Source organism: Dyella sp. 2HG41-7, assembly GCF_021390675.1.
Lineage (GTDB): Bacteria > Pseudomonadota > Gammaproteobacteria > Xanthomonadales > Rhodanobacteraceae > Dyella_B.
Window position 1 is genome coordinate 1,715,143 of record NZ_JAJEJV010000004.1, and the last position, 17,208, is coordinate 1,732,350.

At 54.6% G+C, this 17,208-nt stretch carries 17 protein-coding genes; 14 read left to right on the plus strand and 3 right to left on the minus strand.

The features are described from left to right. Positions 1–4 precede the first annotated feature (4 nt). Together L0U79_RS08995 and L0U79_RS09000 are read right to left on the minus strand one after the other, a co-directional pair. Positions 5–844, minus strand: coding sequence for an MnmC family methyltransferase (locus L0U79_RS08995; RefSeq protein WP_233841688.1), 840 nt, complete (start codon positions 842–844; stop codon positions 5–7). Positions 845–930: 86 nt separating this feature from the next. Next, the gene (locus L0U79_RS09000) at positions 931–1,221 is read right to left on the minus strand and encodes a hypothetical protein (protein ID WP_233841695.1); all 291 of its coding nucleotides are present in this window, start codon (positions 1,219–1,221) and stop codon (positions 931–933) included. A gap of 450 nt (positions 1,222–1,671) precedes the next feature. On the opposite strand from L0U79_RS09000, the gene L0U79_RS09005 reads away from it, so the two are divergent. The 4 genes from L0U79_RS09005 to L0U79_RS09020 all read left to right on the plus strand — a co-directional run bounded on the left by L0U79_RS09005 (position 1,672) and on the right by L0U79_RS09020 (position 3,859). Continuing rightward, positions 1,672–1,995: a hypothetical protein gene (locus L0U79_RS09005; protein ID WP_233841703.1), complete on the plus strand. Its 324-nt coding sequence runs from the start codon at positions 1,672–1,674 to the stop codon at positions 1,993–1,995. 119 nt (positions 1,996–2,114) lie between these two features. Beyond that, on the plus strand, positions 2,115–2,369 hold the full coding sequence (locus L0U79_RS09010) for a hypothetical protein (protein ID WP_233841710.1): 255 nt from the start codon (positions 2,115–2,117) through the stop codon (positions 2,367–2,369). Positions 2,370–2,421: 52 nt separating this feature from the next. Beyond that, entirely contained in the window at positions 2,422–2,706 is a 285-nt protein-coding gene (locus tag L0U79_RS09015) for a hypothetical protein (protein ID WP_233841718.1), read from the plus strand. A 757-nt stretch (positions 2,707–3,463) separates the two neighbouring features. Further along, positions 3,464–3,859, plus strand: coding sequence for a hypothetical protein (locus L0U79_RS09020; protein WP_233841720.1), 396 nt, complete (start codon positions 3,464–3,466; stop codon positions 3,857–3,859). A gap of 360 nt (positions 3,860–4,219) precedes the next feature. Here the strand turns inward: L0U79_RS09020 and L0U79_RS09025 are convergent, their stop codons facing one another. After that, on the minus strand, positions 4,220–5,692 hold the full coding sequence (locus L0U79_RS09025; protein ID WP_233841722.1) for a diguanylate cyclase: 1,473 nt from the start codon (positions 5,690–5,692) through the stop codon (positions 4,220–4,222). A 343-nt stretch (positions 5,693–6,035) separates the two neighbouring features. Here L0U79_RS09025 and L0U79_RS09030 point away from each other — a divergent pair, with 343 nt between their 5' ends. From L0U79_RS09030 to L0U79_RS09075, 10 genes are all read left to right on the plus strand, one after another. Then, complete coding sequence (locus L0U79_RS09030; protein WP_233841740.1) at positions 6,036–7,442, plus strand: ATP-binding protein; 1,407 nt, start codon at positions 6,036–6,038, stop codon at positions 7,440–7,442. Further along, complete coding sequence (locus tag L0U79_RS09035; protein ID WP_233841750.1) at positions 7,442–8,107, plus strand: response regulator; 666 nt, start codon at positions 7,442–7,444, stop codon at positions 8,105–8,107. The genes L0U79_RS09030 and L0U79_RS09035 overlap by 1 nt, the downstream gene beginning before the upstream one ends. Before the next feature lie 86 nt (positions 8,108–8,193). Beyond that, complete coding sequence (locus L0U79_RS09040; protein WP_233841761.1) at positions 8,194–9,288, plus strand: S41 family peptidase; 1,095 nt, start codon at positions 8,194–8,196, stop codon at positions 9,286–9,288. 596 nt (positions 9,289–9,884) lie between these two features. Beyond that, positions 9,885–11,645 (plus strand): aspartyl protease family protein, encoded by a 1,761-nt coding sequence (locus L0U79_RS09045; protein WP_233841763.1) that lies wholly within the window; start codon positions 9,885–9,887, stop codon positions 11,643–11,645. A gap of 151 nt (positions 11,646–11,796) precedes the next feature. Then, complete coding sequence (locus L0U79_RS09050) at positions 11,797–12,330, plus strand: macro domain-containing protein (protein WP_233841765.1); 534 nt, start codon at positions 11,797–11,799, stop codon at positions 12,328–12,330. Positions 12,331–12,747: 417 nt separating this feature from the next. After that, the gene (locus tag L0U79_RS09055) at positions 12,748–13,200 is read left to right on the plus strand and encodes a hypothetical protein (protein WP_233841767.1); all 453 of its coding nucleotides are present in this window, start codon (positions 12,748–12,750) and stop codon (positions 13,198–13,200) included. A 238-nt stretch (positions 13,201–13,438) separates the two neighbouring features. After that, positions 13,439–14,293 carry a phytanoyl-CoA dioxygenase family protein gene (locus tag L0U79_RS09060; RefSeq protein WP_233841769.1) on the plus strand — a complete coding sequence of 285 codons (855 nt, stop codon included), beginning with the start codon at positions 13,439–13,441 and terminating at the stop codon, positions 14,291–14,293. Between the two features lie 247 nt (positions 14,294–14,540). Continuing rightward, positions 14,541–14,894 carry a hypothetical protein gene (locus L0U79_RS09065; protein ID WP_233841771.1) on the plus strand — a complete coding sequence of 118 codons (354 nt, stop codon included), beginning with the start codon at positions 14,541–14,543 and terminating at the stop codon, positions 14,892–14,894. 439 nt (positions 14,895–15,333) lie between these two features. Further along, positions 15,334–16,224 carry an alpha/beta hydrolase gene (locus L0U79_RS09070; protein WP_233841773.1) on the plus strand — a complete coding sequence of 297 codons (891 nt, stop codon included), beginning with the start codon at positions 15,334–15,336 and terminating at the stop codon, positions 16,222–16,224. Positions 16,225–16,490: 266 nt separating this feature from the next. Further along, positions 16,491–17,192 (plus strand): DUF4386 domain-containing protein, encoded by a 702-nt coding sequence (locus L0U79_RS09075; RefSeq protein WP_233841775.1) that lies wholly within the window; start codon positions 16,491–16,493, stop codon positions 17,190–17,192. The last annotated feature ends 16 nt before the right edge of the window (positions 17,193–17,208 follow it).

The following is a 17,208-nucleotide window of genomic DNA, read 5'->3' on the forward strand; positions in this document are numbered from 1 at the left end:
TTAGTCAGCGCCGCGTCGCCAACACCCCATCCAATGCAAGCTGCGCCTTGAATCCCGCCTTCTCCAAACGCTTCGCCACTTCGCGCGGCACATCGCGATCGCTGGTGAGCTTGTTGGGGCTTCCCGTGTAATGGAACAAGCGCCCACCACGACGCAACACGCGCGCCAGTTGATCGTAGAACGCCTGCGAATAAAGTTCTCCAGCAATGCCAAAGCGCGGGGGATCGTGCAGCAACGCATCGACCGATGCATCGGGAACCTGCGAAATCACCTGCGACACATCGGCATTGGCAAGCTGCAAACGACCGCCGTATTCGGGCGCATCCGGGTCCGGCGACCACGGATTGAGCGTGCGCAACCACAACACATCGGGATTTTTTTCGAACGACTGGATACGCGCGACGCCTGCCTCCAGACAACATGCGGCGAAATAACCCAAGCCGCCGCAGGTATCCAAAACAACTTTGCCACGCGGTTCCACCAACGCTACTTTGCGACGCGCATCGTCGACCGGCGATTCTTTCGACGTCGGTAGCATCTTGATGCCGTCGATTTCGAACGTCGGCGCACCCCATTCGGTCGGCACCAATTTGATCAGCGAACCGGAAAACCGCGAGATCGGCGAAAACGCATCGCCATCCCAGTAATAAATCGTGCGGTCTTTCAATTTAGGCGGATACGGGTAGTGCTGGCCCTTCCATTGCCACGATTCCGCGTGCAGCGTGGCGGCGCCGTTCGAGCGTCCCAAATCCAGCGAACCATTCCATTCACCCGCGGCATCGCGTGCGGCAAGCAAGGTTTCGGCGACAGGGCGCGTGAGCAGGGGGCCGGAATAATGCGGCACGTCGGGACATCTCGTAGAAGAAGAGGGTGGCGTTATTTTCGGAATAACGCCGCCGCTCATCATACAGGCTGGCGAATGGCGCTTCGTCAATCGGTGGGAACCCACGCATCCCCGATCTGTTCGAAACGCACATGCGCCGCTTCCGTCGATCCCGCGCTCATCTCGATCAGCACTTCCACCGCCTGCAGCGCATGCGCGAGCGAGCGCATATTCATATAGGGCGAAAGCTGAGCCGCGTCGCGGATGATATTGACGATGCCGTGCGCGTGCTCCTGCAACATATAAGCATCGCTCAGCAGCGCAAGCGGGCTGCCGATGGGCGCGGGGTAATAACTGGTGCTAAGGGTGAGCCAGGCTCCCGGATCTTTTTCTTTCATCGAACGTTCCTTTGCGCGACGGAGACACCGCCGCCCGCCGAAGCGCGGGCGACGGACGTGCCGGGGTAGGAACCGATTCTCCAAGAGACCGGCCAGGCCAAAGCCTGCCCGGCACGCCCGCCATAAACGCGGGGGTGTTAGCGCATGAAGAGCGCGCCGTTTGGCGCGTGCGCCTTGGAGAATTTCGGGGTCCTACGCCCGGTCGCTGAATTGGCAGCGACATGACCAAGCTAAGGCTGACCCCCTTCGAGGTCAAGCCATCCGTTGACGGGTTTTGCCTTGCGGCGTGTGGGCCGAAGGCACTGCTAGCCCGTTTCCATTAACGTATGCCCGAATAGGGGCAGCTACGTCGGATAACGAGGGGCGCAGGCCACAGTGGCCTGCGGCGCGGGACGTGGTTGCCGATGCGGCGTCTTTAGTGACGCGCGTATCGATTAAAAGGGGACAGGAGTGCCATTTACGTACGACGCGCTTTTCTACGTATTGTTCGCCATGGCCATCACTTGGCTCGTGCTTGTGTGGTTTTTGTTTCGGCGGCTCGCAGCGAGTCACGCCATTAAATACGCGGAGATGGGCAAGCCATCGTTGTTCTTGAATAACAATATGAGAACCACGATTCGCACACTCAAATTCCTCTTCACCCGCGAACCGGAAAGCCTCGGCGATACAAGTCTTCTGCTTCAGGTCAACGTCATGCGCGTTTGGATTGTCGTCTACACCGCAGGTTTTATCGCGTTGGTTTTTATGGTGCAGCATGTTCCCGCCACACAATGATCAAATTCGCGTTAGTGGAATCAACGTCCGAATTATTTATTGTGTGGCCCGATTTATTGTGCGGCTGTGATGCAAAGTGATTGGCGAAACATAAAACCACCTGACGAATGGAACGCTTGATGATCGACAAAACGCTTCAACCCGTCGAGTGGGCCTCGTTCATGTATGAACTCGAAGACGCTCGGGAGCACCTTGAAAAACTGATCAAGGATGTCGAGAGCGCTCCGGAATACGGCGAGACAGAACTTCGCATGGATCTCGGCCACGTGTTCGCGCATCTGAACAGAGCTTGGTGGAGAAGCACTCGAGATTTGACAGATGCTGATTGGAAAGCGGCTTCTCAGTTTCCTGGCGATTTAACGCCTATCGGCTAAGGCCCGCTTTCGAGCCGAAGCAGACAGTTTGAAATGATATAGGGATAAATCAGTGAGTCTTTCGCCACAAGAAAAGGAGCTTCTGCGCCGGATCGACGAGATCCTTTTCTACGTATGGGATCCGATCGGGGTGGCTCGCGTACCTCAAGCACGCGATGAGTACGAAAACTATGTTCCTCAGATATTTCGTCGGCTTAAAGCAACCACCGGCGGACAGGATATTGCCGAATACCTCCATTGGTTAAGTACAGAACATATGGGTCTCGAGGCTAATCAGGTGCATGACGCCGAAGTAGTCAAGTTGCTTCTTCGATGGCGAAATCACCTTGTCCCCTAATTTTTCGAGATCCGCTTTCGACAAAAGGCGGACGCTAATGGCGTGCCAACGCGCTTAGTTGAAGTGAGGTTCTGTGGGAAATTTTCTCTTCTGTGCGTTGGTCGTGTTCGTGCAAATGTTTCTACGGATGCGATTATTGGAGAACATACATGGCATTGAAGCTGGCTTGGCGAAATTTAGAAAAAACACCAGTCGGTGCGCTGGGTGTGAGAAGTGCAAGCTTGCGTGGTATCTCCTAAGCGCCATTAATCTCGGTGATCCCTACAAAGTCGTAGAGATAAATAATCTGTTGACTAAGATGGATGTTAATCTTGCTTTGAGCGCGTACCTGAGTGTTTATGTCAGGGAATCAATGGCATGGATTGGGGGTGGCCATTGGAGGTTCGATGGTACTGATAATACGCGCGCGACCGATCTGATACGCAGATGGAAATTGCACCTATTGCAACCCTCCGATCTTGGCGCTTTGCGGACAACATCCGCAAAATTTCCGTGGATGATGGAAATCGTAAGGGCTTCAGTTTTTGAATTGAAAGGCGACTTTGACACTGCAGTGCAAGACTATCGGCGCGCATACAAACTTATGCCGAAATGGCTGCCAGAGGCAACGACTGTCTTTGAAAAGATGAACGAGCTTGGTCGAATTTCGGCCAGTTAACGTGATGGCGCCCAGAAGGTTCGTATGAGTAACGCGTTGGTCCAGTCAAAGAAGTACCTGCCGAAAAATAAGTGATCGCTCGTCGTGGGGCATGATGTCATGCAAATTGAATTCGAAAAGTTCTACGTGCCGGCTCTCTATGCGACGGTTGGAAGTCTTCTGGCGTTCAACATTTCGGTGATGGCGGGCGGCGCCTGGACCGCACTATTACCTATTACGATTCAGGCATTGATCATTGTATCCGTCATGACGCGAAGGTCCTGGGCATATATCGTCGTTCGAATCTGGTCGGCGATCTGCATCGTCGGGGGAGCCTCGATATGGCTTGCGGTGCTATTGCGTGGAGGCGAGTTCTCCCATTCCGCGTGGTATATGACTTACCAAACACTAGCGCTTTTGTTGGGCGTCATCTTCTTCAAGTACGCGAAGGCGGTGCTTTCTCAAGAAGTTCGTGTGGATGTATCACCTCAACAGATCGATCAACAAGAGGTCTAAAGTCTGCTTTCGACCAAAAGCGGACGCTACGTACCGAGCTTCAGTGCTTACGTTCCCAACTGTCGATCAAATCGTGGAAGGTAAAAGCCTACTTTAGAACGAACGCCACTGTCCGTTGCTACCTTCGATGCTGACAGCTGATTTCGTTGTCATCCACTCAAAAGTTGTCAAAGGCATCGACGGTTCCTTGAAATTTAGCGAATCATTCTTCTGAGCAATGAGAAATGAGGGTGACGTACGCATCAATTTCGAGAGTGACCTCTACCCACTTTCGCGGCGTGTCCGCTCAGACCGCCATCACCGGGTCATAGAGTCAGTTGCCGTGCGCCTATGCCAAATCGCCCTGAGATCGACACCCCTTTATGTGGCCACTTCGAACCGGTTGCGCCCCTTGCGTTTGGCGTCATAAAGGGCGTGATCGGCTGCTCTGATTAGTTCACTCGGTAGTGCGTCATTCGTGGGCAACATGCTGGCGATCCCGATGCTAATCGTGATGTGTTTGACGGGATTGTCTTCTTGGGGGAGATTTATGTAGTTGATTGATGCGCAAAGACTTTCAGCCACATCGATAGCACCGGCGGTCGGTGTGGATGGCAGGATGAGCACGAATTCTTCGCCACCATAGCGCGCAAGCAAATCGGTTGGGCGATGTATGGCTTGCGCCAACGTGTCAGCCACCTTGCGCAAGCAAACGTCACCTGCGATGTGCCCATATCGATCGTTATATTGTTTAAACATGTCCACATCGATCAAGAGCAGGGATATAACTTGCTGAGTGCGCAAGGCAAGGCGCCATTCGCGTTCGATAGCCTCTTCAAAGGCGCGCCGGTTCGGGATGCCTGTAAGGCTATCGATCAGCGCCATTTCGGCGAGCATGCTCTGATCGCTGCGAAGTTTGTCCGCCACTTCGATCTGTTGAACCTGGCTGAGGATGCTACGAAGGCCATACCCAACCACGGCGGTCACAATACCTACAACGCCGAGTACGAACCGCTGATGCAAGACCATGATCATCAGTGCAATCGTCAGGACCGACAGCGCCAGTAATAATGGACTGCCGATGCGAACAAAACGTACCAGGCTATCGGGCGGATTCGGCGCACTAGCGGCCTGCTGTCGTATCTGTAGAACGAAAAGAATAAAAACCAGAAATGGTACATCGATGATTACGTCGTAAACCGTGCCGAAGTCCGGCGCGATATCAAGCGCAATATGATGGTTGTAATACGCAGCGGTAATGCCATAGACGCACGTGAATGAAGCGAGCGCACCGAAAAGGCGGCGCTGGTTAGGCGCATTGGCTGCAAAAAACCTAGTTGCCGTCATGGCGGTGAGAAATGCGTTTTCCATGTCGAACATAAACGCAATCATCTCCGCAGATTGGTGGCTCGATACGCCCTGCAGGGTGGTCCATGAAAACATCAGGGCGAAATACAGATAACCGAGCAGCGCCGCAAGAATCGCGTCGATTCCGCGCTGAAGGTACGAGCTGCTTTCCACCCCGACAGTCGCTACTGCGTAGAAAATCGGCACGCCATACAGCGTGTAAAGCAACATCGTTGCGCCAGGGGCAATATTGAAATTGTGGAAAAAGAGGTCTTGGCAGAGGCTGCACAACATCCCCGCCGTCCACGACAACATGCTCAATGCGACCAGGCTCCAGCCTTGGGTGAGCCTTAGCCCAAACTTCAAACCACTTCTCAATGCACTGACGCTTGCTAACAGCGGCGCAGCCACCAGAAATGCATACGATGCAGCGACGGCGTGCCCAGGCAGCAGCAGAATTGATATGGTGTGCAAGACGATGAAACCGAGGGCAAGCAACGGAATCATGGAGGCGGCATTTAGTCCCTGAGTAGCCCTGGGCCACTTTATGACACATCTTCAAAGAATGTCTAATGACCTTTTCCGTAGGCGTCTGCGCCGGTCTCGCAGTAACTCGCGCCTCATTTGGAAGGTTATCGGCCTACAGATGCCGCAATCTTGGGCAACTCATAGATTTTTGATTTCTTACAGGGATGACGTCCGCTTTCGGCCTAAAACGGATGTTAGAGCAGGGCGATTAGAGATGGGTCATTATGGACAACTGATGCCGGGCACAGATACGACCAGCCCGGCTCGGCCTTGCCAGCAACTTCAATCTCCACTAGCTTGCGCCGACCAATGCCATGAGGTGATGCGCCTGAGGGTCTCTATCGGCAAACGCTTGTTCTTCGCGGTGCTGTTGTCGATCGTGGCGGTGGCAGCGATCGGCGTGGAACTGGTGCGCTGGAAGCTGTCCGACCACGCATTGCCGTCTGCCGCCCACGACGATATGGATCACTTGGACGAATTGGCGGGCGCGCTGTCCACGCAGTATCGGTATCACCACGACTGGTCGTTCTTACCAACATCATTGGAGCAGCGGAAGCGCTGGTTGCGCGATGCGCTGTTGGACGTGCAGGGCGATCAAAAAAACGGCGCCACGCTGCGGTCGCCAAGCCTGGTTTATCGCATCGGCTTGCTGGACGACAACGGACGTTACCTGGCCGGTGCGATCGCTAGCCGAGCCATGGTGGTCGTGGCGTCGATTGATCGGATCCAGCGGCCCATCATTGTTGACGGTAGGCTTGCCGGTTACCTCGTCGTCGCCAAGTCCCAGAATCCGGATGACGAGCTAGCTGTCGCCTTTCTGATTGAACAGCAGAGAAATCTATTGATCCTTGCTGGGGCGAGTGTGTTCTTCAGCGTGCTTGCAGCTGCTTTGCTGGCGGCGCATTTCCGCAGGCCCGTGAAGCGACTGGTCAACGGCACACGCTTGCTGGGGCAGGGACAATTCGCCACGCGGCTATCAATACGCCGCAGCGATGAACTGGGCGAACTCGCCGATACCTTCAATCAGGTCGCCATGCGGCTGCAGGATATGGAGCGTGATCGCCAGCAGTGGGTGGCAGATACATCGCATGAGCTACGCACGCCACTTTCCGTGTTACAAGCACAGATGGAGGCGCTGCAGGATGGCATCCGTACCGCCACGCCTGACACGTTTGCATTAATGCTTCGGCAGGTGCAGTCGCTGACCAAGCTGGTCGACGAACTTTACGTACTGGCACGTGCGGATCTGGGGTCGCGCCAATACAACAAAGTGTCGATGGATGCTTGGCTGCTGATGCAGGATGTGCTCGCGGACTATGCCGAGAAATTTCGCATCGCGGCACTGTCCGCCTCGATAAGCGCCGTACCGTCGCGCGGCATCGTACATGGCGATTCGGAACGGCTGCGACAGGTGATCGGCAACCTGCTGGAAAACAGCGCGCGCTATACCGATGCCGGTGGGCGCATCGAAATTAGTGGCGCGATATTCGGTCAAGAGCTCCACATCATGGTCGACGATTCGGCGCCAGCGGTACCCACGGAACTGCTCAATCGTGTGGGAGAGCGATTCTTCCGAGTCGAATCCTCGCGCAACCGCCAATTCGGCGGCGCAGGGCTCGGGCTGGCATTGAGTCGACAGATCATCGAGGCGCACGACGGCAGTTTGCTGTTCGCCGCATCGCCACTGGGTGGTCTGCGCGCCACGATCGTACTGCAGCTGGAAACGTGATGAGTGCAAGCATTCTCATCGTCGAAGACGAAAGCGACCTGTCCTCGGTGATGGCCGATTACGTTACCGTGGCGGGCTACACGGCGCGCGTGATTGCCGATGGTCTTGAAGCGCTCGTCAGCCTGCGGCTCAGCGTGCCCGATCTGATCGTGCTGGACATCATGCTGCCAAACCTTGATGGCCTTGCGTTGTGCAGAGCAGTGCGGGAATTTTCCGAGGTGCCGATCATCATGGTTACCGCCAGGGTGCAGGAAATCGACCGATTGTTGGGCCTCGAAATCGGCGCTGATGACTATCTTTGCAAGCCTTTCAGTCCGCGTGAACTTGTCGCACGCGTCAAGGCGGTTCTGCGGCGCTCGCGCAAGCAGGATGCGGAGGCGAGACTGATCGAGATCGACGAAGCGGCGCGCAGCGTGCGCATTGGCGCGCAGTCACTCGATCTGACGCCGACGGAATACAGCCTGTTTGTTGCGATGGCAATGCGGTCGGGCGTGATTTTTTCGCGCGCGCAATTGCTGGATCTGGCTAGCCGCGACAACCTGGATGTCGCCGACCGCGCCATCGACAGCCACATCAAGAATCTGCGCCGGAAACTTGCCGCAGTGCTGCCGGGCACCGAAGTGATCCACTCCGTGTATGGGCTCGGCTACCGATTCGAGCTTTAGGACACAGGCCCCCACAATGTCTCCACATTTCCTTGTGACGCTGGGTTCGTCGGCTACCGACGGGAATCCTAACGAGGAGTGCGCAGATGAAGGCAAAACGAAAAACCATGGCGGCACGCATTGCCGTGCTGGCTAGTGCCGGCCTGCTTGGCGCTACGGCGTTCGCGTTATTCGGCATGCAACGGCCATCCGATCCGCCACAGAAAGACATGGCCGTAGACAAAGCTACCCGCGAAACGGTGATCGACAGCGTGATCGCCAATCTCGATCGCGCGTATGTCTTTCCTGACAAGGCGGCGGTGATGGAAAAGAATTTGCGTGCCGAACTTCAACGCGGTGATTTCGACACAGTGACCAGTGCCGACCGGTTCGCAGACGCACTCACCAAGGCACTGCAACGCGATAGCCACGACAAGCACCTGGAGGTGCGCTACTTCGCTGATCCGATACCGTTGAAGTCGGCTCAGGATGGCTCACCGGTCGACAAAGCGGCGGAGATGGCCGAAGAAAGTCGCTTCAATTTCGGTTTCAGCCGCGTCGACCGTCTCCAAGGTGACATCGGCTACATCGACCTGCACCAGTTCGGGCGACTACAAGGGGTCGCGCCGCGGATCATCGCGACAATGGCTCTGCTTTCGGATACCAAAGCCTTGATCATCGACTTGCGCCACTGCGGGGGCGGTGACCCGGAATCCGTGATGTTGTTCGCCAGCTACTTGTATGACAAGCCCACTCATCTCAATGATGTCTACTGGCGCGACGAAAATCGCATCGAAAGACGCTGGACGCAGGCCAGCGTTCCAGGTGCGAAGTACGATGAGAAGCGCAAGATTTACCTGCTGACTAGCAACGATACGTTTTCTGGCTGTGAAGATTTCGCCTACGCGCTGAAGAACAATCATCGCGCCACCGTGGTTGGTGAAACCACTGGAGGCGGCGCCCATGCTGGCGGTCCGCACCGGCTGAATGCGCATTTCATGATGTTCGTTCCCTCCGGCCGGCCAATCAATCCCGTTACCCAAAGCGATTGGGAAGGCATTGGCGTGGCCCCTGATATCAAGACGTCGGCAAAGAATGCGCTCGATGTCGCGCAAATCGCCGCCCTGAAACAATTGCTTGCTGCCGAGAAGGATCCGGTGTGGCAGGGAAAGCTGCAGGGCCGCATTCACGAACTGGAGTGATCTATTGCATGGCGCGGCTCGCGTCGAAATTCGGTAATTCACTAACGTCCGCTTCCGACCCGAAGCGGACATCAAAAGCCAGAGAATCATTGGGGGAGATATGAGCATTGCGTGTCCATGCTGTGAACATCTAACAATGCCAGATGACGGTTCATTTCCTGGTTCATACGTCATCTGCCCAGTCTGTTTTTGGGAGGACGACTATGTGCAGCTGAACGACCCTAGTTATGCCGGGGGTGCTAATCGCGTAAGCCTCACTCTGGCACGGTTGAACTATCGCTCCTTCGGCGCATCAGACGAGCAATCGCGGCCTTATGTTCGCCCGCCCAACATCGGGGAAATGCCCGATAGCATTGGGCAGAAATGATCGATCAAATGTCAGCTTCCGACCTATTGCAGACAGTTCTGAACTTCTGAAGACCGTTGAGAAAAGCGGTTCTTGATTCACTCCGGTTCTTAGAGGCGGATCCTAAGTAGCTCCAAATTTCTAGGATCACGCGGCACGTTCAATGCCCTCAAATCTAAGCTTGACGGGCATCAGGCACCCCTCGAAACTACCGCAGGGATCCATGTGTTCGCTTAAAGGGAAACAGGGGATGAATCTGTTGCGTTTTTGCGCCGCAGGAGTCGGCGTGCTTCTGTTGTCGAGCCAAGCACTCGCTGCCGATTGTCACTTGAAAGATTTCGGTACGTTGCCGGTAGAAATGGTCGATGGACAACCCATTACCATGGTGAGCATAAATGGCGTAGATACCCATTTCATGATTGACACCGGCGCATCTTTGAACACGATGTCACGTGCCAATGCCCTCTCATTAGGGTTAAAGCCACAAGGGCTTGAAGGCGATGTTCGTATGACTGGCGTCGGTGGAGATGCCAGGGTGCAGCTCGCGCGCGTCAAAAAATTCGGCATTCTTGGCATGACGCTAAATAATGTCGATTTCATGGTTGGCGGTAGCGATACGGGTTATGGACTGATCGGCGCTAATTTGCTTTATGTCGCCGACCTGGAAATCGACCTGGGGCACGGAAAAGTAACGCTCTTCAGGCCAGATGGCTGCACCAAGGCACCGCTGGCTTACTGGTCCAAGGGTGGTAACTACAACGTCGTAGATTTAGAGCGGTCCTCGGACGAGTCGACTGACAATGAAGCGGTGCTATCGGTAACGATCAATGGCAAACAACTGCGCGCGCTGATCGATTCAGGCGCTTCCATGTCGCTTTTGAGTCGCGACGCCGCAAAAACCATCGGCGTCGACCTGCATGGTCCGGACGCAAAGCCTGGCGAGATCAGCTCAGGCATCGGCTCAAAAGCAGTCAAATCGTGGACTGTCGCCGTCGATTCCTTCTCGATGGGTGGTGAAACGATTCGACACGCTCAGTTGAACGTGATCGATGGAATGCTTGGAAGTCACGACATTAACATGCTGCTTGGCGCGGATTTCCTCCTCGCCCATCGCGTGTATATCGCAAGGAGTCAGCACAAGGTCTATTTCACTTATAGCGGCGGGCCCATTTTCGCGATGAGCACCGGTGGCAGCGATCAAGGGATGGCCGGTAGCGGTGCAGGAGCGCCATTGCAGAACGCGGCGGACTACGCATTACGCGGCGAAGCGTTTCTGTCCCGTGGCGATCCTGGCGGGGCTATAGCGGACTTGGATGAAGCAATTCGCTTGGTGCCCGATAGATCCGCTTACTTTCTCGCACGTGCGCGCGCCTATGTCGCCAAAAATGAGCTCGATGCCGCATCGGCCGATTTGGACAAATCTGTAGGCCTGGATTCGAACAGCGTCGATGCGCTGCTGTTGCGCGCGAGCGTTCGCCTTACACACAAAGATAAGGCTGGCGCGATGGCGGACGTCAATGCGGCGAATGCCCTGACACCTGCGGGATCGCCCAACGCGAACGACATCGCTAGTCTGTACCTCGCACTCGATCAACCCGACTCGGCCTTGCCATTACTGGACGCCTGGATTCGTGTACATAGCGACGACGTAATGCTTGGTAGCGCACTCAATGCGCGCTGTTGGGCGCGTAGCCTAAACAATCAGTCGCTTGATGATGCTTTGAGCGACTGTCGGAAAGCCATCAAACGCGACGGCGAAATTCCCGCCTACCTCGAGAGTTTGGGGATGGTGCAACTGCGCTTAGGCAAGTACTCCGAATCGATTAGCACTTACGAGACGGCGCTCGCGCAAGGCAGCCAATCCGCGTGGTCGCACTATGGGCTAGGCTTGGCAAAAATTCGCAATGGCCAAAAAGACGCGGGCACTGCCGATCTGGCGGCCGCCCGCGCGATCAATCCAAATATCGACGCGCAAGCCGCAAAGTTTGGTTTGACGGCCGCGGGGATGTGAATTTTTTCGCAGATGGGATTTACTCAGATTCGATTCCTGTTGACCAATACGTTCGGGATGTCTGCTTTCGACCCGAAGCGGACCATTGCGTTAGCGAATGGACCAACGCGTACATTGACTCTCTAGCGTTCGATTTAGGAAATTCCGCGACATGGAAAAGCTCTCAGTCTTGACAGGGGACATCACACGTATCGAGGTCGATGCAGTCGTTAACGCTGCGAATGAATGGATGCTTGGAGGTGGCGGTGTTGACGGCGCGATTCATGCAGCCGCGGGGCCGGAGCTTCTTGCAGCATGTCGCAACGTTCCAGAAATTCGGCCAGGCATTCGGTGCCCGGTTGGGGACGCGCGAATCACTCCTGGATTTCGACTGCCGTGCAAGTTCGTCATTCATACAGTCGGGCCCCGCTGGCGTGGGGGACTGAAAGGGGAGCCTGAGATGTTGGCGCAGTGCTATCGTTCTTGCCTAACCTTGGCGATTGAAAACAATGTTGGCTCTATTGCGTTTCCCGCGATAAGTACGGGCGCATTTGCTTATTCAATCGCCGATGCGTGCCGGGTTGCCATCCGTGAGTGCGTTGCGTTCTTAGAAAAATCGCCGTCTCTTGAGCGGATCATTTTGGTGGCATTCGATGGGGCGGATACGGTGGCGCTTAAAAAGGCACTCAAGGACGTAGCGCTGTAGGATGATCGCGTGATGTCCGCTTTCGACCCGGAGCAGACATGGCGGCCGGATGACGGGTAATTCGATGTCACCAACAAGACAACAAAAACGAGCCGCAGATCGGCGAGTACAAAAGCGGAAGATTTCCTCAGAGAAGGCGATGGTCCGTGCCAAGCGCCACGCAATTTGGAAAGAGGCGTGGGATAAACGGTTTGAGACTAATCAAACCCCTTGGCAAAGTTTTCTATTCTTCTTGACGAGCTTTTTTCACATCTTGGGTTGGCAATATCGCGTGTGGAGAAGAACGCTGTAGTCCAAGTTCGACCGTATGCGGATACATTGGAATCGATGGATATGCCGTGTGTCGCAACATGTATAACCGGGCGTCGGCGTCCGTATATTCAGTAGTTAGGCGGAAGAAAATTAAGGAGTCCCTGTATGCGTATTGGTCTTGCAACAACGCTGCTTGTTGCCCTGATAGAGTGCTGGATCCCGGCCACCCAGGCTACTGACAGCTTGCCCTGGGCATTCAATGCGCCTTCTGCAGATGGCTATTCCATACACCTCACCACAATAGACCCTGCACCTGGCACCCCTTTAGTTCGCGGAAATGTAGTGGTAATCACGGCGTCCGTTACCTATACGCTGAAAATTGCCAATCATGGCGTTGTAGTTCTCGTTCCGCAGGATGAGAAAAATAGGGCGGTGGCGAATGACGGAAAACAAGTAACTCAAGAGGTCTCCGCTCCGAGTGGGAGCTTAGTCCTGAAGCAAACCTTGACAGTTCCGCGTGATGCCAAGGAAATTCGTCTCTTTATCCCTTTAGTTCCTGATGGAATTGCAAATACGACTGGCGAAATCACCGTCCGCTACCCCGTGGTCAAGAAGTGAAGGGGTGCCGCCTAACTATGCGCCCAAGCGGACCTGCGCTCTGCTTAGGTCCGCTTTCGACCCGCAGCGGACATAGTCGCTATTTTTAAAGTAGCAAGGAGCACAGATGATTGAGACGGGCACGAGTCTTGGTATTGAGGCGTTGCGTACGTATTGGGCTTGCCAGTGCGCCCCGGGCTCTGCTGCTCCGCTACCGCAGGATGTCGTGAAGACATTGCTAGCCGGTCTGCGACTTAATGTGCTGGAAACCCTGCGTTATTTGCACCAGGAGCGGCCGAGTTACGCGCAATTCGAAGCCTGGGTATTAGAGCGCAATGGCGACGAATTTAAAGAAGTCTCGCTTAATCGCTTGCGGCGCGCACTCGCGGGCGAGACTGTCGGCTCCGAAGTTGGCAATCTCAGCTTTGTCGAAGGCCTGAGTGCGGACGACCTTGCACACTGGCATGAGCATGGCTACGTCATTCTGCGCAACGCGATCAGCGCGGAGGCGGCGGAAACGGCAGAGATGGCCGTCTACGATTTCTTAGAAATGGATCGCGATGACCCGAAGTCCTGGTATCGCGAATCGCTGGCCCATTCCATCTGGGTGCCGCTACTGCGGCATCCGGCGCTGGTAGCTAATCGTCGAGCGCCACGTATTCATAAAGCCCATGCCCAACTGTGGGGGCAAGAAGATCTTTGGGTAACCATCGACCAAGTCGGATTCAATCCGCCGGAACACGACCACTGGCAGTTTCCCGGACCCCATTTGCACTGGGACGCCACGCTCGCCGAGCCGCACTGTTTTGAAGTGCAGGGCATTCTGTATCTCGCCGATGTTGCTGAAGACCAGGGGGCCTTCAGCTGCGTACCTGGATTTCATCTCACGTTGAAAGAGTGGCTGAAAAGCGTTCCCGAAGGTGTGGACGTACACAGCTATGCGAGGCGTACCTTGACGATGAAACCCGTTGCAGCAAAGCGCGGCGACATGATTATTTGGCATCACCTACTGCCGCATGGAAGCAGTCCAAACCGCGCGCTACGACCACGCGTCGTGCAATATATGTCGCTGCGGCCCACGCGCTTTGCGTACACCGAGGAATGGAAATCTTGATGCCGCCATCCAAAAACGGGGCCAGCTTCACTTCTTTGATCCCAACTAAAAGCGCAAAGGGGAGTTTGTGAGAAACGGAATTCTTATCGTTGCATTGATTTTTCTGATCAGTCACCAGGCTGGAGCTACTTCAGGGGCCCCATCGCATGCGGACACATATCAAACGGTCGTTGCATCGGTTGCCGTTGCGCGCCCATGTGTCTCGGTCCGAGGATCGGGTGCGCGAATATTGCTTTCCGAGGACAACTTGATCGAGTTGAGTAGGCGCCATGGTCAGCCTTATCACACCGAGGCCGAAAGACTTGCTCTTATTGCCGGCGATCGAGCGGCTGTTCTTCTGGAAAGCAAATCGTCAGACCGGGATGCTTCAGGATGCTTTATCGCTTCCTTGAGCCGCGAACCAAACACTCGTCGCTTCGACGTCATGTACTTGGTCGGACAGCTGATCGAGAACGGTCAGGCGGTTATCCTCCGCGATGGTTCCCTGCAGCCGGAATCGAAGATCGTCATACACGACCATAACGATCTGATGAGCGGCTGGCGAAGTTACGAATATGTCGATGGCGGCAAGTTTCTCTCTGTTACGACCTGGATCACGTGATCGTAGGATCTGAGAGCGTCCTGAAGCGGCCATTGAGTGCGGTCGGACCCTGAAGGTGGGTCACTGAAGGGGGCGCACTGCATTTGCAGAAGCGGTTATGGAGCCCGATTCAAAAACTGCCGAGTAGTTCTTTGGGTGGTTTTTCGATCAATTAAGCGAATTCCGCTTTCGACCCAAAGCAGACATTGGTATGGCTCAGCGGCGGCGCTCCTGCTGCTCGTTCAAAACGGTGGCAAGAAGCGCGCCAATAATAGCGATGACTTGCTCCGAGTACTCGCTCGGGTACTCGTCCAACCAACAGGAAAGAAAATAGGCACGACTGTTAAACCGTCTGTCCACCTGATGCATCTATGTTCGCATTGCCCTTTATAGGTACTTTCGTGAGGTTAACCTCTCGAACGAATTTGACGTGTTGCTCCTGTCGACAAAGGATGCGTCCATGTTGGCGAAACGATTCATCCAAGCCACCCTTTTTTTGTCCTATTTGAGCGCGTCCTTCGCGATAGGCCAAACCATCGACACCAAGGTCGATGTAGGTGGAAATCAATTAAATTTCCACATCGTGAAAGGGCATGGCACGCCGATCCTGTTTGAAGCGGGTGGCGGCGACGATTCGACGGTTTGGAACGGAATCTTAGTGCCGTTGGCGGATGTCACAAACACCACGTTGATTGCCTATGACAGACCGGGGTTCGGAAAGAGCGGATTCGATAGAAACAGGCACGGCATCGTCAACGGTGTTAGCGATCTTGAAAAAGGGCTTAAGGCGCTTGGCTATGATGGAAACATCATATTAGTAGCGCATTCGTTAGGTGGGCTTTACGCCGAGTTGTATGCCGCGAGACACCCTGACAGGGTGAAATCGATCGTTTTGATCGATGCGACGGAGAGTTGCTTTTTGACGCCCGAACAGTTGGACATCACCGAGAAAACTTACAAAAACCGAATGGATGATTTCAAGGCCCATCGACCTGGCGTGTACTATTTGTTGAGCGACTACCGGTCCATGGCGGATGTAATGCGGAAAGTTACATTCCCACGTTCCATTCCGGTGATCGATATCGTTTCAGAGCATCCTCCTTTCCCGAGCGAGGCTGAAAGAACGCGTTGGGAGCGTTGTCACCAGCAATTCGCGAGCGCCGCCAAAAACCGTGAGGGTATTCTCGCGGTCGGAACGGGGCATTACATTTTTCATGACAATCCAGCTCTGGTTATCAATGCGATCGTCAAAGCTTATGCCGATACGTTGAACAGCGAGCAACGTTCATCACTGCTAGAGCGTAGCTTGTCTTTCAACATAAAAGAAACCAACCTGAAGACAAGGCCGTAAACAACCACCCGGTTTCGACTTGAGGCGGACATTTGCGAAGCGAGATTAGGGAAAGCTATCGTAGGCAGGAAGGGTGTCCGCTTTCGACCCGAAGCAGCCATTAACGCAGTCAAATTTACTTATAGGCGCATGGCATGGTGACGTCTGGCACTCGTAGGTGCTTGGGCTAGTGTTAGCGTTGCCTAGTCCAGTGCCTTTCAAGTTCGTGCACAGCGTCATTTAACCATCGATGCTACGTCACGCCCTGACGTAGTTTGGGGAGTGGCATGGCGAATTTTGCGATTGATCGATCTCAGCGCGTGGCCGCACGCGTGGCTGGTGCGCTGTATCTGCTGTTGATGGCATGTGGCGTATTTGGTGAATTCAGCGGTCGCGGCAGTCTGATCGTTGACAATGATCCAGCGAAGACTGCGTCATCGATCCTTAATCACCTGACGTTGTTTCGCATCGGAATCGTTAGCGATTTGACGGCATTTGCGGGCGATATCGGTATGGCGGTCGCGCTGTATGTCGTGCTTCGGCCGGTGGGTAGAAATCTTGCGTTGCTGGCTGCGTTCTGGCGTGTGGCGGAAGCTTCTGTGTTGGGCGTCATTACGCTCCATAGCCTGACCATGTTGCTGCTGCTGACCGATCCTCGATATGCGACGGTATTTTCAAGCCAGCAGATACAGAGTCTCGTTTGGCTATTCAACGATACACACGATGCCGGCTACAACCTTGGTGTGATCTTTTTATCGTTGGGTTGCATCGTTTTCAGTTGGCTGTTTCTGAAATCTCGTTACATCCCTCGGTTATTGGCTGGGTTCGGCCTATTGAGCTATGCGGTTATGTTTGTCGGAAGCATTGTGGCCATTGTTTGGCCCGATAATTCGATCGGTTCGAATTTTGATGATCTGGCAGGTATTTATGAAATCACTATCGGCTTGTGGTTGCTGATTCGTGGCATCAGAGAACCGCGGACTTCCTAACCCAATACAAAAACTG

Excerpts from the sequence above, each read along its gene's own strand:
- L0U79_RS09000 (WP_233841695.1), bottom strand. The coding sequence starts at position 1,221 with ATGAAAGAAAAAGATCCGGGAGCCTGGCTCACCCTTAGCACCAGTTAT.
- L0U79_RS09045 (WP_233841763.1), top strand. The coding sequence starts at position 9,885 with ATGAATCTGTTGCGTTTTTGCGCCGCAGGAGTCGGCGTGCTTCTGTTG.
- L0U79_RS09070 (WP_233841773.1), top strand. The coding sequence starts at position 15,334 with ATGTTGGCGAAACGATTCATCCAAGCCACCCTTTTTTTGTCCTATTTG.
- L0U79_RS09025 (WP_233841722.1), bottom strand. The coding sequence starts at position 5,692 with ATGATTCCGTTGCTTGCCCTCGGTTTCATCGTCTTGCACACCATATCA.
- L0U79_RS09010 (WP_233841710.1), top strand. The coding sequence starts at position 2,115 with ATGATCGACAAAACGCTTCAACCCGTCGAGTGGGCCTCGTTCATGTAT.
- L0U79_RS09055 (WP_233841767.1), top strand. The coding sequence starts at position 12,748 with ATGCGTATTGGTCTTGCAACAACGCTGCTTGTTGCCCTGATAGAGTGC.
- L0U79_RS09050 (WP_233841765.1), top strand. The coding sequence starts at position 11,797 with ATGGAAAAGCTCTCAGTCTTGACAGGGGACATCACACGTATCGAGGTC.
- L0U79_RS09075 (WP_233841775.1), top strand. The coding sequence starts at position 16,491 with ATGGCGAATTTTGCGATTGATCGATCTCAGCGCGTGGCCGCACGCGTG.
- L0U79_RS09030 (WP_233841740.1), top strand. The coding sequence starts at position 6,036 with ATGCGCCTGAGGGTCTCTATCGGCAAACGCTTGTTCTTCGCGGTGCTG.
- L0U79_RS09035 (WP_233841750.1), top strand. The coding sequence starts at position 7,442 with ATGAGTGCAAGCATTCTCATCGTCGAAGACGAAAGCGACCTGTCCTCG.
- L0U79_RS09040 (WP_233841761.1), top strand. The coding sequence starts at position 8,194 with ATGAAGGCAAAACGAAAAACCATGGCGGCACGCATTGCCGTGCTGGCT.
- L0U79_RS09020 (WP_233841720.1), top strand. The coding sequence starts at position 3,464 with ATGCAAATTGAATTCGAAAAGTTCTACGTGCCGGCTCTCTATGCGACG.